Annotated in this window: 16 protein-coding genes; 9 read left to right on the forward strand and 7 right to left on the reverse strand. The window is 61.1% G+C overall.

The genetic code is table 11. The features are described from left to right. The first annotated feature begins 43 nt into the window (after positions 1-43). The 3 genes from AC1MEK_RS23735 to AC1MEK_RS23745 all read left to right on the forward strand — a co-directional run bounded on the left by AC1MEK_RS23735 (position 44) and on the right by AC1MEK_RS23745 (position 2,224). On the forward strand, positions 44-985 hold the full coding sequence (locus AC1MEK_RS23735) for a GGDEF domain-containing protein (RefSeq protein ID WP_480398719.1): 942 nt from the start codon (positions 44-46) through the stop codon (positions 983-985). 110 nt (positions 986-1,095) lie between these two features. Further along, positions 1,096-1,272, forward strand: coding sequence for a hypothetical protein (locus tag AC1MEK_RS23740; protein ID WP_480398720.1), 177 nt, complete (start codon positions 1,096-1,098; stop codon positions 1,270-1,272). Positions 1,273-1,441: 169 nt separating this feature from the next. Further along, positions 1,442-2,224: a DeoR/GlpR family DNA-binding transcription regulator gene (locus AC1MEK_RS23745; protein WP_480398721.1), complete on the forward strand. Its 783-nt coding sequence runs from the start codon at positions 1,442-1,444 to the stop codon at positions 2,222-2,224. Here AC1MEK_RS23745 and AC1MEK_RS23750 read toward each other — a convergent pair. Then, positions 2,209-3,717 carry a sensor domain-containing diguanylate cyclase gene (locus AC1MEK_RS23750; protein ID WP_480398722.1) on the reverse strand — a complete coding sequence of 503 codons (1,509 nt, stop codon included), beginning with the start codon at positions 3,715-3,717 and terminating at the stop codon, positions 2,209-2,211. The genes AC1MEK_RS23745 and AC1MEK_RS23750 overlap by 16 nt on opposite strands. Before the next feature lie 331 nt (positions 3,718-4,048). Between AC1MEK_RS23750 and AC1MEK_RS23755 the strand changes: the two genes are divergently transcribed. Next, on the forward strand, positions 4,049-4,453 hold the full coding sequence (locus AC1MEK_RS23755; protein ID WP_480398723.1) for a YidH family protein: 405 nt from the start codon (positions 4,049-4,051) through the stop codon (positions 4,451-4,453). Then, complete coding sequence (locus tag AC1MEK_RS23760; protein ID WP_480398724.1) at positions 4,450-4,794, forward strand: DUF202 domain-containing protein; 345 nt, start codon at positions 4,450-4,452, stop codon at positions 4,792-4,794. The genes AC1MEK_RS23755 and AC1MEK_RS23760 overlap by 4 nt, the downstream gene beginning before the upstream one ends. Before the next feature lie 217 nt (positions 4,795-5,011). Here AC1MEK_RS23760 and AC1MEK_RS23765 read toward each other — a convergent pair whose 3' ends face one another. Further along, entirely contained in the window at positions 5,012-5,572 is a 561-nt protein-coding gene (locus AC1MEK_RS23765) for an RrF2 family transcriptional regulator (protein WP_480398725.1), read from the reverse strand. 310 nt (positions 5,573-5,882) lie between these two features. Here AC1MEK_RS23765 and AC1MEK_RS23770 point away from each other — a divergent pair, with 310 nt between their 5' ends. Continuing rightward, positions 5,883-7,088 (forward strand): NAD(P)/FAD-dependent oxidoreductase, encoded by a 1,206-nt coding sequence (locus AC1MEK_RS23770; protein ID WP_480398726.1) that lies wholly within the window; start codon positions 5,883-5,885, stop codon positions 7,086-7,088. A 751-nt stretch (positions 7,089-7,839) separates the two neighbouring features. On the opposite strand, the gene dkgB is transcribed toward AC1MEK_RS23770, so the two are convergent. Both dkgB and AC1MEK_RS23780 read right to left on the reverse strand, forming a co-directional pair. Next, positions 7,840-8,643, reverse strand: coding sequence for a 2,5-didehydrogluconate reductase DkgB (gene dkgB, locus AC1MEK_RS23775; RefSeq protein WP_480398727.1), 804 nt, complete (start codon positions 8,641-8,643; stop codon positions 7,840-7,842). A 215-nt stretch (positions 8,644-8,858) separates the two neighbouring features. Continuing rightward, complete coding sequence (locus AC1MEK_RS23780) at positions 8,859-9,398, reverse strand: PaaI family thioesterase (protein WP_480398728.1); 540 nt, start codon at positions 9,396-9,398, stop codon at positions 8,859-8,861. Here AC1MEK_RS23780 and AC1MEK_RS23785 point away from each other — a divergent pair. Together AC1MEK_RS23785 and AC1MEK_RS23790 are read left to right on the forward strand one after the other, a co-directional pair. Then, a complete protein-coding gene (locus AC1MEK_RS23785; RefSeq protein WP_480398729.1) occupies positions 9,397-9,612 on the forward strand; it encodes a hypothetical protein in 216 nt (71 codons plus the stop codon). The two genes, AC1MEK_RS23780 and AC1MEK_RS23785, sit on opposite strands and share 2 nt — an antisense overlap. Positions 9,613-9,631: 19 nt before the next feature. Continuing rightward, positions 9,632-10,045 carry a YciI family protein gene (locus tag AC1MEK_RS23790; protein ID WP_480398730.1) on the forward strand — a complete coding sequence of 138 codons (414 nt, stop codon included), beginning with the start codon at positions 9,632-9,634 and terminating at the stop codon, positions 10,043-10,045. Between the two features lie 134 nt (positions 10,046-10,179). Here AC1MEK_RS23790 and AC1MEK_RS23795 read toward each other — a convergent pair whose 3' ends face one another. From AC1MEK_RS23795 to AC1MEK_RS23805, 3 genes are all read right to left on the reverse strand, one after another. Continuing rightward, the gene (locus AC1MEK_RS23795; RefSeq protein WP_480398731.1) at positions 10,180-10,380 is read right to left on the reverse strand and encodes a hypothetical protein; all 201 of its coding nucleotides are present in this window, start codon (positions 10,378-10,380) and stop codon (positions 10,180-10,182) included. Between the two features lie 119 nt (positions 10,381-10,499). Next, entirely contained in the window at positions 10,500-10,982 is a 483-nt protein-coding gene (locus tag AC1MEK_RS23800; RefSeq protein ID WP_480398732.1) for a GreA/GreB family elongation factor, read from the reverse strand. A gap of 24 nt (positions 10,983-11,006) precedes the next feature. Next, a complete protein-coding gene (locus AC1MEK_RS23805; RefSeq protein WP_480398733.1) occupies positions 11,007-11,402 on the reverse strand; it encodes a hypothetical protein in 396 nt (131 codons plus the stop codon). 123 nt (positions 11,403-11,525) lie between these two features. Here AC1MEK_RS23805 and earP point away from each other — a divergent pair, with 123 nt between their 5' ends. Next, on the forward strand, positions 11,526-12,659 hold the full coding sequence (earP, locus tag AC1MEK_RS23810; protein ID WP_480398734.1) for an elongation factor P maturation arginine rhamnosyltransferase EarP: 1,134 nt from the start codon (positions 11,526-11,528) through the stop codon (positions 12,657-12,659). Positions 12,660-12,722: the final 63 nt, after the last annotated feature.

Genomic DNA, 12,722 nt, shown 5'->3' on the forward strand with positions numbered 1-12,722 from the left:
CAACATGCTGTCGCCACCTTTTTCCTCGGAGCCCTGACCGACCATGAGTGAAGAATCCCTGCCGCCAGGCACCGACAGCGATGTTTACAAGACCCTGCTTGAATCGACCCGGGCCATCCCCTGGCGCATCGACTGGCAAAGCATGACATTCAGCTACATCGGCCCGCAGATCGAAGCATTGCTGGGCTGGGAGCAGGGCAGTTGGGTCGGGATCAACGACTGGGTCGAGCGCATGCACCCGGACGACCGCGATTACGTGGTCAATTTCTGCGTATCGCAATCCAAGGCCGGCGTCGATCACGAAGCCGACTACCGCGCGCTGACCAAAGACGGCGAATACGTCTGGATTCGCGACGTGGTGCACGTGGTGCGCAAGAACGGCGAGGTCGAGGCGCTGGTGGGCTTCATGTTCGACATCAGCGAACGCAAGAAAACCGAAGAGCATCTGGTGCGCCTGCAGAAGCAGCTGGAGGCCTTCTCCTACCAGGACGGCCTGACCGGCATCGCCAACCGGCGCATGTTCGACACCGTGCTTGAGCGCGAGTGGGCCAGCGCTCAGGAAAGCGGCCGGCCGCTGTCGCTGATCATGATGGATATCGATTACTTCAAGCAGTACAACGACCACTACGGCCACATCAAGGGCGACGAAGCCTTGCGCACGGTGGCCAAGACGCTGTCGCTGGCGGCCAACGATACCGGTGATTTCATCGCCCGCATCGGCGGCGAAGAGTTCGTCTGGCTGCTGCCCGATACCTCCCAGGACAAGGCGCGGCGGGTGGCCGAAAAGTGCATGCAGCTGGTTCGCCAGCAACAGATTCCCCACGAGCGCTCGGAAGTTTCGCCGCTGCTGACCTTGAGCCTGGGCGTGGGGACTGTAACTCCCAGAGCAGACGAGAGCGCCTTGGCGTTCATCGAGAAAGTCGACGGCCTGCTGTATCACGTCAAACGCAACGGCCGCATGCGCGCGGAGTACGGCGAATTTTGAAGCTGTTGGCAGTTTATGACCAGCGGGTCGCGAATCGACGAGTGGTTCTCGAAGCTGGTCTATAGTCTCCCGGCGCACTTGCGCACATCTTTGGACAGGGAGGCTCAAACATGACTGACAGATCCGTAGTATCGACGAGCGCAGAAATCCTGGACTCGTCCGTGTCCTTCAAACCGGTCGACTATCCCCGTATCGGGAGAGCCCGCGCGGAGTCAGGCAATTTCGAGCTGAGCGAACTCAAACCATGGTTCACGGCTGTGGACGACGAGGAAGAAGAGGAGGAATAGCCACCTTGAGACCGCCGAGAAAGACCAGGGGTGTCACGCTCGTGCGCCTCTGGTCCCCAGCCTTTGCAGCCCACTCTATGTCCTTCTCTCTCCCGGTTTGACACTGGCAGCGCTCGCCACGCATGATCCTGCTCGTTCATGAGCGATCCAGCGTGATATCGAGGCCTTTATGTCTGCCAATCCCGAAGCCTTTCCCGGCGAGCGTCAGCGTCTGATTACCGAGCGTCTGGCCGTCCATGGCCGGGTGATTGCCGCCGAACTGGCCGCTGAATTCAACGTCTCCGAGCATTCCATTCGCCGTGATCTGGGCACTTTGGCGTCGGCCGGCTTGTGCAAACGGGTGTACGGCGGGGCGATTTCCCTGGCGTCCGACGGGCCGATCACCGCGCGCATCGAGCACGAACCCGGACGCAAACGCTCATTGGGCGTTGCCGCGGCGGGCCTGATCAGCGCCGGGCAGCATGTGTTCATCGATGGCGGGTCGACCAACCTGGCGATCGCTCGCGCGCTGGATCCGCAAATGCCGCTGACAATCACCACCAATTCGCCGGTGATCGCAGTGGAATTGATGAAACTACCGTCCGTGGAAGTGATTCTGCTGGGTGGCCGTCTGAGCCCGGTGGCGGGCAGTACCTACGGTTTCACCACGATCCAGCAACTGGCCCATTTCAACTTCGACCTGTGTTTTCTCGGCGCCTGCGCGCTGGATGCGCTCAAGGGCGTGACCGCGTTCGACATGGACGTGGCCGAGTTCAAGCGCGCGGTGGTGGCGCGCAGTGGTCAGGTGGTGGTAGCGGTGATCAACGAGAAGCTGGCGAGCATCGCCCACTATCACGTCGCGCCCTGCGAAGAGGTGGGCGCGCTGGTGGTCGAGCACAACGCGCCGGCCGACCGCCTGGAGCTGTTTCGCGGCAAGGTGGCGCACATCGTCAAGGCTCAGGCCAGCGAGTGAGCCGTCACGCTGCTGCCCTGCCAGACCTCGGTGCGGTTGCGCCCGTCGTGCTTGGCCACGTACAGCGCGGCGTCGGCCCGCTCGACGAACTCTTCCATGCTCGGGCACTCATGGGCTGCACAGCCATACACGCCCAGGCTGATGCTGACGATGCCGACCGGATTGCCCTGATGCTCCAGGGCGCGGGTCAGCACTGACAGACGAATCTTTTCCGCCAGCAGGAAGGCGCCCTGGGCATCGCTGTAGGGCAGGAACACGGCCATTTCCTCGCCGCCGTAACGCACCGCCAGGTCGCCCGTTCGGTTCAGATTGCTGCGCACGCACTCGGCCACCGCGACGATGCATTTGTCGCCGGCGACGTGGCCGTAGTTGTCGTTGTAGCTCTTGAAAAAATCGATGTCGATCATGATCAGGCTCAGCGGGTGCAGGTTGGCCAGGCCGTTGGCGAACTCCAGCCCGAGGATTTCCTGAAAATGCCGGCGGTTGGCCAGGCCCGTGAGGCTGTCCTGCAACGCGAGTTTTTCCAGCGAGTTACTGGCGATGCGCAGCTGGGATTCGGCGTTCAGGCCAAAGCGGATCTGCTGGAACAGCAGCACGCCGAACAGCAGATTGGCGACCACCACACAGATGATGATCGCCAGCGAACGCCAGGCGTACTGGCGCCACTCGTCGAGCACTTCGTGTTCGGACAGGCCCGCCATCGCCACCAGCGGGTAGCGGTCCAGGCGTTTGTAGCCGTACATGCGGATCTCTTTGTCCAGCACCGAACGCACGGTCGCTGTACCTTCGTAGTTTTCCTTCAGGTATTTGCGAAACAGCTCACCGTCGGCGATGGACGCGCCGCGCACGTTGTCGATGGCCGGGCGTCGGGCCAGCACGGTGCCGTCGGCCAGGGTCAGGGTGATCACGCCTTTCTGGCCGATGTCGAAGCGAGAAAAGAAACGGTCGAAATAGGCCAGCTCAATGGTTGCCAGCACCACCCCGGCAAAGTTGCCGGCCGAGTCGTTGACCCGCCGCGAAATCGGGATGATCCAGTCACCCGTGGTGCGGCTGCGCAGGGCTTGGCCAACGTGGGGCAAGGTGCTGTCGATGGCCTTGTGAAACTGGAAATATTCCCGGTCGGCGTTGTTGGCGTTGTTCGGGATGCGATTCATCGACGTGGCGGCCCAGTTGCCTTCCTTGTCATAGATGAACAGACCCTGGATCTGCTCGACGCTGGCGGCCGTGGCCCGCAGAAAATCATGCATGCGCGAGCTGGTGGCGGCGCCGAAGCCGTCGTAGGACAGGCGCTCGACGATGCCCGCCACGGGAATGTCGGCCTGATCGAAGGTGTCCTGGGCCTGCTGCGCCATGGAACGCGACAGGTTGGCGACGTTGGTGTCGGCCAGTTCCAGCTCGTGGATGCGCGTCTGGCGCAACTGCCACAGCGTGATGCTGGTGATGGAAAAGCACACCAGTACGGTGAAAAAACCTGCGAGCCACAGCACCGGCATGCGCTTGAGGCGCCTGCTCCTTGCGTCGAGGTCCGTCCCTTCTACCTGTCTCAATCTTTCCCTCGCTGACGCCCAAGACTACAGATCAACCCGTGAGGCACGGGTATCGCAACAGCGATCGTTAGAATGACAGCGTAGGACAAGTCCGGGATTTTGAAGGGAAAAGCCTCAAATCTTGATTGTTGAATCAGGCATGGCAGGTTTTTTCAGGAAAACGCCTACACCGGACGAGGTAAAGATGCGGCCTCAGGCACATCAATGTCGTTGCCGATGCGGGCCTTTCGCGGTCATGACCGGTATCATCCGTTCATCTACCCGACCTCGGTGCGACATGAATTCTCCGCAAGCCGACAAACCGCCTTCCCCTGAACGTGACCGTCTATCCGCCTCGCTGCTGGGGCCGGGTTGCGAGCCTGACCCGCGCTTCACCCTGGCCAACGAGCGGACATTCCTGGCGTGGATCCGCACCGCGCTGGCGTTTCTGGCCGGCGGCATCGCGGTGGAGGCCTTCACCGGCGATGTATTCAGCCCGGGGCTGCGTCGCGCGGTGGCGTTGTCGTTGCTGGTGCTGGCGATGCTGGTCAGTGCCAGCGCCTGCCTGCGCTGGCTGAAAGTGGAGCGGGCGATGCGGCTGCGCAAGCCGCTGCCGTTGCCGGTGCTGGTGCCGATCCTGTCACTGGGCGGCGCGCTGGTGGCGGCGGGGCTGATCGTGTTCCTGATCTACGGCGCATCATGAGCCGTCGCAGTCAGGCCATGGGCACCCTGGGGCACGACGACCCCGGCCTGCAGCCCGAGCGAACACTGCTGGCATGGCGGCGCACCTTGATGACGCTGCTGGTGGTGTGCACGATTTTCCTGCGCTGGATTCCGCACTTCGGGTTTATTGCGCTATTGCCGATCATCGTCTCGCTGATGGCGGGGATCGCGATCCAGATCGGCCTCAACGCCCGCTATCGCAAGAGCGCCCGTGGCCTGAAACAGGAGCGCGTTCCGGCGCCGTTGCGTGAGGTCGTGGTGCTGGGAGGTACGGTGATCGTGCTCAGCGTCGTCGGGATTTACGCGGTCATCTTCGGCTAAAAACCGTTTAGCCAGACGCCGATCCTCTGTAGGAGCGAATTCATTCGCGAAAGGTGGTACAGACGACACATCTCTATCGCCTGCACCATTTTTCGCGAATGAATTCGCTCCTACAGGGTAGGGCGCCGTCCATCTTTTCTGTGCCGTGCGCACAATCTGTAGGAGCGAATTTATTCGCGAATGGTCGTGAGGGCGATGCGTTCGTCGTGACAGAGAGTCAGTCGTCCACCTGCACCAACGCAATATTCTGGCTCTCGGCCCCGGCGCTGGCGCGGCTTTCCTTGCGTTCGCTCAGCCAGTCGCTGATCTGCCCGTTGAATTCGGGCGGTGCCTTGCGGCCGGTGCGTCGCGCCAGGTCCAGGATGGTCTGCTGGGCCAGCGCATCTTCCATACGTTTCTGCGCCGTCATCATTGCCGCGTTGATGCCGCACATGCCTTCGGTCGCCCAGTCGGGCGCGCAGCCGTCGAACACCGCACAGCGGCCGCGAATGTCGCGGCAATCGAAGATCAGCTTGCGCCCGTCGATCGCCGTGACGATGTCCAGCAAGGTGATTTCGTCCGATGGCCGCCCCAGCCTGAAGCCGCCGCGCACCCCTTCGGTCGCCGCCACCAGTTTGGCTTTCGCCAGTTTGGTGAAGACCTTGGCCAGGTATTCCTGCGGCACGCCTTGCAGCTCGGCCAGGTCACGCACGCTGGCTTCCCGGCTGTCACCGCGCTCATCCACCAGGTACAGCAGGCAGTGAATGCCGTATTCGACGCCTGCGCTATAGAGAGACATGTCGATCTCCGACTGATTTGATCGCGCAAAAGCTAACAATTTGCGCGATATGTCGCAAGGAATCCTCAGCCCTTGCGATCAGCGGTGGTGCCGTCGGGTGGCGATGATGAATCGATCGACAGCCGGTATTTATGCATAAATTATTGATAATTAAAGATTTAATGTATTGGTTGATCATCTCGCTCAGAAGCAGTACTAAAAAAATGCTTGTCGAAATCAACTACGACCAATAAAGTCGTAGTTGTCTTGAGGCGGTCGCCAACTCCGACCTCACTCATCTTTTGCAGCCCCTTTCTTCCTGGAGCACTCAATGAAAAAGCAGATTCTGATCGTCGGCGCGGGTTTTGGCGGCATGTGGAGCGCCCTGAGTTCCACGCGTTTGCTGGACATGCACAAGCGCGACGACGTCCAAGTCACCGTGCTGGCGCCTGAAGCGGTGCTGGGCGTGCGTCCTCGCTACTACGAGCAGCAGGTTCATCAGATGCAGTCGCCGCTGGGGCCGCTGTTCGATGCCGTGGGTGTGAACTTCATCAAGGGCATGGCCGACACCATCGACGTGGCGGGCAAGAAAGTGGGCTACACCTCGGCAGACGGTGTGAAGATCTCGATCAACTACGACAAACTGGTTCTGGCCACCGGCAGCCGCGTAGTGCGTCCGGCCTCGGTGCCTGGGGTGGAGCACGCCTTCGACGTTGACCACATGACCGAGGCGACCAGCCTTGAGAATCACATCAAGTCTCTGGCTGCGCTGCCTGAGTCGGCGATGCGCAATACCGTGGTGGTCGCCGGCGGCGGTTTCACCGGTATCGAAACCGCCACCGAAATGCCGGCCCGCCTGCGTGAAGTGCTGGGTGCAGACGCCAAGGTGCGGGTGATCATCGTCGATCGCGGCGAGAAGGTCGGTGCGGCACTGGGCGACAACATCAGCCCGGCGATCGTCGAGGCTACTGAAGCGCTGGGCGTGGAATGGGTGGTCAATGCGTCGGTTGCCGCCGTGGACGCCAATGGCGTGACCCTGGCCGACGGTCGTCGCATCGATGCCAAGACTGTCGTGTGGACCGTGGGTGTGCGGGCAAGCTCGCTGACCGAGCAGATTCCGGGCGAACGCGATGCTGCAGGCCGCCTGCACGTGGACCGCAACCTGAAAGTGATCGGCCAGAACGATATCTTCGCCACCGGCGACACGGCTTATGCCGCCACCGACGACGAAGGCAACTTCGCGCTGATGACGTGCCAGCATGCAATCGCGTTGGGGCGTTCGGCGGGTAACAACGTGGCAGCCGATCTGTTGGGCGAGGCGCCGATTCCGTACAGTCAGGTCAAGTACGTCACCTGTCTGGACCTTGGCGCCTGGGGCGCGGTGTACACCGAGGGTTGGGATCGTCAGGTCAAACTGATCAAGGAAGAGGCCAAGCAGCTCAAGCAGCAGATCAACTCGGTGTGGATCTATCCGCCGGTGGCCGAGCGGGAAGCGGCGTTGGCGGCGGCGGATCCGATGATTCCGGTTGTGGCTTAACAGGCGGTCGTTGGGACAGGATCAAGATCAAGATCAAGATCAAGATCTAAAGCGTTCTTCCTAACGTCAGACCTGTTTCGACTTCGTCGAGTTACTTGGAAAAGCCCCAAGTAACCAAGGGCTTTTGCTCCTGGTTTGGCCCTGACTTCGTCAGGGTTCCTTCACTCCGGTCCCGCTCCGTGGGCCCGGCGTGAAAGGGCCATCCATGGCCCACACGCCTCTCGCCGCATCCATGCGGCTCGACCCACTCCACGAGACCTGCGTTCAGCCTGCACCCAAGTCGCGTTTTGTGTCGTCTGGACTGTTGCGCACCAAGATCAAAAGCCAAATCAAAAGCAAACGGCCAACGCCATCCACCGGCTAACGCCGTGCCCGTAGCAGCCGAGCTTGCTCGCGGGTGGCCCTCAAGATCGCCCCGCCGGCAAGCCGTGCTGCTACGGGGAGGTTTGGTGTTTGCCTACGCAAATCTCACAGGCGGCACAAATTGCGACTTTGGGAGGCCGAGTGGAGGCGTTGCGCAGTGGGCCAAGCGGCATGGATGCCGCGAGAGGCGCGGGGCCATGGATGGCCCATTCGCGCCGGGCCCACGGAGCAATGCCGGAAGGAGGGAACCCGGCGAAGCCGGGCCGGACAGTGGAGCGAGAACCCTTGGTTACTTGGGGTCATCAAGTAACTCGACGAAGTCGAAATAGATCTGACGTTAGGAAGAGCGCTCTTGATCCGTTTTAACTGATCGCCCGCGTGCAAGAATTCAATCCCACTCCGGCGCCAAACTCGCCGGGCTGGTCAATCGCTGCCCCCGATCAAGCCCTGCAATCTGCGCCATATCCTGCTCGCTGAGCTTGAGTTTCAAGGCTTCAAGATTGCTCGCCAGATTCTCGCGTTTGGTCGACGACGGAATCACCGCATAACCCAATTGCATCGCCCACGCCAGGGAGACCTGCGCCGGGGTGGCGTTGTGTTGCTGGGCGATTCGCTGGATCTCCGGATCTTTCAATACTTCGCCATAGGCCAGGGTCATGTAGGACGTGATCTGAATGCCCTGAGCCTTGGCGAAATCGGCGACGGTGCGGTTTTGCAGATAAGGGTGCAGCTCGATCTGATTGGTCGCGATATTCTCTGCGCCCACCGCGGCGATGGCTTCTTTCATCAGGGCGACGGTGAAGTTGGAGACGCCGATTTCGCGGGTCAGCCCCTGCTTCTTGGCCTCCAGCAAAGCGCCCATGAATTCGGCGACCGGCACCTGGCCGCCCGGCGATGGCCAGTGGATCAGCGTCAGGTCGACGTAGTCGGTTTTCAGTTTGGCCAGGCTGTCTTTCAGGCTCGGGATGAGCTTGTCGGCGGCGTAGTTTTCGGTCCAGATCTTGGTGGTCAGGTAAAGCTCGCTGCGCGGTACGCCGCTCTGGGCGATGGCCTGGCGGACCTCGGCTTCGTTGCCGTAGATCTGCGCGGTGTCGACGGTGCGGTAGCCCAGCTCCAGGCCGTTGCTGACCGAATCGATGACGACTTGGTCTTTCAGGCGAAAAGTACCCAGGCCAAATGCAGGAACGCTCATTGAAGTTTCTCCAGTGCGAGGTCAATAAATCTGACGCCCAGTATCCTGATTCGATCCCTGCGGAAAAACCGGGGGATGGGAAAGGGACTTTTGACTGGGGGGCACGAATGCGCTGGTGAGACAGGTGGTGTCTGTGCGGACGCTGTCGCGGGCAAGCGCGCTCCTACAGCGCATCGCAATTCCTTGTAGGAGCGCGCTTGCCCGCGACAGGGTTTTCAGCGATTCATATCCAGAATCATGCAAGTGGTCGTGCCGGTCGCAAACAGCCGGCCATCCACGTCATAGAGCTTGCCTTCAGCCAGCGCCGTGGAGCGGCCGAGGTGGACCACGGTGCCTTCGGCGCGGATCGGGCCGCTCTTGTCGGTCAGCGCGCGGATGTAGCTGATGCGCAAGTCGAGGGTGGTGTAGCCCTGGCCCTTGTTCAGGCGGGTGTGGATCGAGCAGCCCATGCAGGAATCCAGCAGGGTCGCGGCGTACCCGCCGTGCACGATGCCCAGCGGGTTGTAGTGTTGCGGGCCGGGAGTGCCCTGAAAGATGAAGCTGCCGGGCGTCCATTCGATCGGCACAAAGTCCATCAGCTCGCCAATCGGCGGGTGAGGGTAGAGGCCGCTGCCGATGCCGTTGAAGAATTCCTCGGGCGTCAGCTGCGCCACGTCCATCAGGTTCATGCTGCCGGCCTTGCCCAGACGGGCACGCATGTCCTTTTCCTGCTGCTGCCACAGGGCCAGGGTTTCTTCGCGAGAGTTGCTTTGCATGGGCGTGCGCTCCGGGCGTCATCCGGCGGGATGCTGGATGAAAAAAATTACGGTCATAATCTCCATGTTCAATGTCGACCGCAATATCAAAAATGTCCAGCAGTGGCAAAAGCGTCCGGGAAATATTTTGATTCGATACGGCGCAGGGCCTGTCGATTTCTCGCCTCGTGGTTCGACTATCGTTCGAAACCCTGGATATCCAGGAATCTTTTGACCCACAGAGGACACCGACCATGCGCTTCATGATGCTGATGATCCCCAAAGGCTACGAAACCGCCGCCCCTGGCACCCTGCCCGAACCCGAGGCGGTGGAGCGGATGATGAAATACAACGAGGCGTTGCAGGAGGCGGGCGTGCTGATCACCCTCGACGGCCTGCACCCGCCGAGCATCGGCGCACGTGTCGTCTTCAACAATGGCCAGGCTCAGGTGATCAACGCGCCATTTCCGGGCGTCAGCGAAGTGCTGGGCGGGTACTGGATGCTGGAACTGCCCTCGCTGGAAAAGGCCATCGAATGGGCCAAGCGCTGCCCGGCCGGCGATAACGAAACCGTCGAAGTGCGCCAGGTCATGTCCTTCGACGATTTCACCCCCGAGATTCAGGAAGCGGCGGCGGGGTTCAATGAGATGCACCACGAAAAACATTGATGCCGCGCATTTTGTAGGAGCCGGCTTGCTGGCGAATGCAATCCGTCTGTCACATTAATGGCGGATGACACACCGCCTTCGCCAGCAAGCCGGCTCCTACAGAATAATTCGTGTCGGTTGCGAACAATGCGTGGTCAATCGTCGGGGTGCAGGGGCTTGGAGCGATGCATGATGTTGGCGTAGTCGTAGACGTATTGCCGTCCGGCGTGGCTGGTCAGGCGCAGGTTGTCGATCAGTTGCCGCTCTTTCTTGTTCAGGTAACGAAACCCGTGGTGCTCACTGGACTTGAGGCGATCACGTTCATGGGCGTCAGGAAAGGTGATGACGTTCGTCATGAAATATCTCCTTGATGGGTCCAAAGCCCGGCTCCCTGTGCCGGGGTCACCGTTTATCGTGCGACGGCCCACCATACTCACAATAGGTCTGCCCCTTCAACCTGCAAATGCCCGATCGGTCAGCTGACCTGGGTGATGTCGAAGGACTGCCGGCTGCCATTGACGGTGATTTCCAGTTCATCGCCGTCGAACTTGCCGAGCAGGTTTTGCCCCAGCGGCGCCCGGGCGGTGATCACCGTCACCAAGGTGGCGTCGACGGTTATTTTCAGGCCCGCCGCATTCGGGCCGAGAAACAGCGTCTGCCGTGCGCCGGTGGCCGATTCCAGGCTGATCAGATCGCCCGACTGAATGCCACGTGCCTCATCGAACGGCTTGAGCGGCAGGTTCCGGTACGCCGCCAGCGCTTGGCGGATTTCCTCGACCCGCCGCGCCTGCCCGGCGGCCAGATACGACGCCTCCAGGCCCAAGGTGTCGTATTTGTTTTCGGCGATGTTTTCTTCGTGGGTCGCGGTTTCGTACGCGGTCTGCGCGGCACGAATGGCGATGTCCAGGTCGACTTCCAGTTTCTCGATGATCCCTTGCAGGACCTGTTGCTTGTTCATATCGCTTGCTTGTCTCAGGGGCGGTCAGCCGCAGTACTGATAAATGGCCGCACGGCTCTTTTCGCTTGGCGCGGTCTGGTTCTGCTGCATCCAGAACTGGCATTTGGCGCCGTTGAAGCTGCGCTGACGTTCGGCCTGTTCGGCTTCCTGCGCCTGACGGGCTTCGCTGTCGCGCAGGATCTGCCGGTACTGGTCGAACATCGGGTTGTCGCTTTGCGGCTGGGGTTTTGCCGCAGGTGGCGCGGTCAATTGCGTGGCAGCGTTGCTCACGGCCTGGGCCTGTTCGGCGGGCAATACTGTGTAGATCAGCCAACCGGTGAGCGCCACGGCCAGAAACCCCAGCCAGATGCCCGCGGCGATGGACAGCACCAGTTTTACAGGGCGCAGCGTGACGGACAATTCGCGATGGTTGACGTACATGGCAGACTCCCTACTTGCGCATATGTGGTCGGCTAGAGGCGCGATTGTCGCACGACCGGGGGTGGAGATTGTGCGCCGGAATGAAGGACAATCGGCATTTTTGAACAATCTCGAGGAGCCGGGATGAAAGCCTCTTGGGATATTTTCTGCACCGTTGTGGATAACTTCGGCGATGTGGGCGTGACCTTTCGCCTGGCGCGGCAACTGGTGGCCGAGCAGGGCATGGGTGTGCGCCTGTGGATCGACGATCTGGCAGCCTTCGCCCGCTTGTGCCCGGGCGCCGACACAGGCGCGGCGCAGCAGTGGCACGATGGCGTCGACATCCGTTTCTGGCCCAAGGACTGGCAACCGGTCGAACCCGCCGATGTCGTGATCGAAGCCTTTGGCTGCCATCTGCCGCCTGCGCAGATCGATGCCATGAAAGCCCGCGAGCCCAAGCCGTTGTGGCTTAACCTCGATTACCTCAGCGCCGAGGAGTGGGTCACCGGATGCCACGGCCTGCCATCATTGCAATCGAGCGGTATCCAGAAGTTCTTTTTCTTTCCCGGATTTCGCCCCACCACCGGTGGCCTGCTGCGCGAAGCGGGCCTGATCGAGCGGCGTCATGCTTTAGAGCAGGACCCGGCGGCGCAACAGGCATTTCTGGCGCAACTGGGTGTGCATCCACAGCCGGGTTCGCAGCTGATTTCGCTGTTTGCCTACGAACACGCGGGGCTGGGATCCTGGCTTGATGGACTCGCTCAAGGGACGCGAAGCACGCATTTACTGGTGCCCGAAGGGCGGATCATCGGCGATGTGCAGCGCTGGCTCGGGGTCGATGGCTTGCAGGCCGGAGCGTTGCACGTGCGCGACAAGCTGACGATTCAGGTATTGCCTTTCGTGCGCCAGGAGCAGTACGACCTGCTGCTCTGGTGCTGCGAGTTCAACGTGGTGCGCGGTGAGGATTCGTTCGTGCGTGCGCAGTGGGCGGGGCGACCGTTCATCTGGCACATCTACGAGCAGGACGACGACGCCCATTGGGCCAAGCTCGACGCCTTCCTGGAGCTGTATCTGGCGGGGTTGTCCGGGGCGGCAGGGCAGGCGCTGACCCAGGTCTGGCGCGACTGGAATGCCGGGCAGGACATGACCCGCAGCTGGCAAAGCCTGCACAACCACCGTGCAGAGCTTGCGGCCCATGCCGAGCGCTGGTGTCTGGAACAGGCCTTGCAGCATGATCTGACGACTGCGCTAGTACAGTTTTACCGAAATTGGCTATGATACGCGGCCTTGTATTAAGCCCTGTACGAAAAGTGGCTTTTCGTACAGGGCTTAGAAAATACT

The organism is Pseudomonas sp. 2 (assembly GCF_056627435.1).

Coding starts and splice junctions, on each gene's coding strand:
- AC1MEK_RS23765 (WP_480398725.1), bottom strand. CDS start 5,572: ATGTCTCTCTATAGCGCAGGCGTCGAATACGGCATTCACTGCCTGCTG.
- AC1MEK_RS23805 (WP_480398733.1), bottom strand. CDS start 11,402: ATGTACGTCAACCATCGCGAATTGTCCGTCACGCTGCGCCCTGTAAAA.
- AC1MEK_RS23750 (WP_480398722.1), bottom strand. CDS start 3,717: ATGCCGGTGCTGTGGCTCGCAGGTTTTTTCACCGTACTGGTGTGCTTT.
- AC1MEK_RS23790 (WP_480398730.1), top strand. CDS start 9,632: ATGCGCTTCATGATGCTGATGATCCCCAAAGGCTACGAAACCGCCGCC.
- earP (WP_480398734.1), top strand. CDS start 11,526: ATGAAAGCCTCTTGGGATATTTTCTGCACCGTTGTGGATAACTTCGGC.
- dkgB (WP_480398727.1), bottom strand. CDS start 8,643: ATGAGCGTTCCTGCATTTGGCCTGGGTACTTTTCGCCTGAAAGACCAA.
- AC1MEK_RS23745 (WP_480398721.1), top strand. CDS start 1,442: ATGTCTGCCAATCCCGAAGCCTTTCCCGGCGAGCGTCAGCGTCTGATT.
- AC1MEK_RS23800 (WP_480398732.1), bottom strand. CDS start 10,982: ATGAACAAGCAACAGGTCCTGCAAGGGATCATCGAGAAACTGGAAGTC.
- AC1MEK_RS23760 (WP_480398724.1), top strand. CDS start 4,450: ATGAGCCGTCGCAGTCAGGCCATGGGCACCCTGGGGCACGACGACCCC.
- AC1MEK_RS23780 (WP_480398728.1), bottom strand. CDS start 9,398: ATGCAAAGCAACTCTCGCGAAGAAACCCTGGCCCTGTGGCAGCAGCAG.
- AC1MEK_RS23740 (WP_480398720.1), top strand. CDS start 1,096: ATGACTGACAGATCCGTAGTATCGACGAGCGCAGAAATCCTGGACTCG.
- AC1MEK_RS23785 (WP_480398729.1), top strand. CDS start 9,397: ATGGGCGTGCGCTCCGGGCGTCATCCGGCGGGATGCTGGATGAAAAAA.
- AC1MEK_RS23755 (WP_480398723.1), top strand. CDS start 4,049: ATGAATTCTCCGCAAGCCGACAAACCGCCTTCCCCTGAACGTGACCGT.
- AC1MEK_RS23795 (WP_480398731.1), bottom strand. CDS start 10,380: ATGACGAACGTCATCACCTTTCCTGACGCCCATGAACGTGATCGCCTC.
- AC1MEK_RS23735 (WP_480398719.1), top strand. CDS start 44: ATGAGTGAAGAATCCCTGCCGCCAGGCACCGACAGCGATGTTTACAAG.
- AC1MEK_RS23770 (WP_480398726.1), top strand. CDS start 5,883: ATGAAAAAGCAGATTCTGATCGTCGGCGCGGGTTTTGGCGGCATGTGG.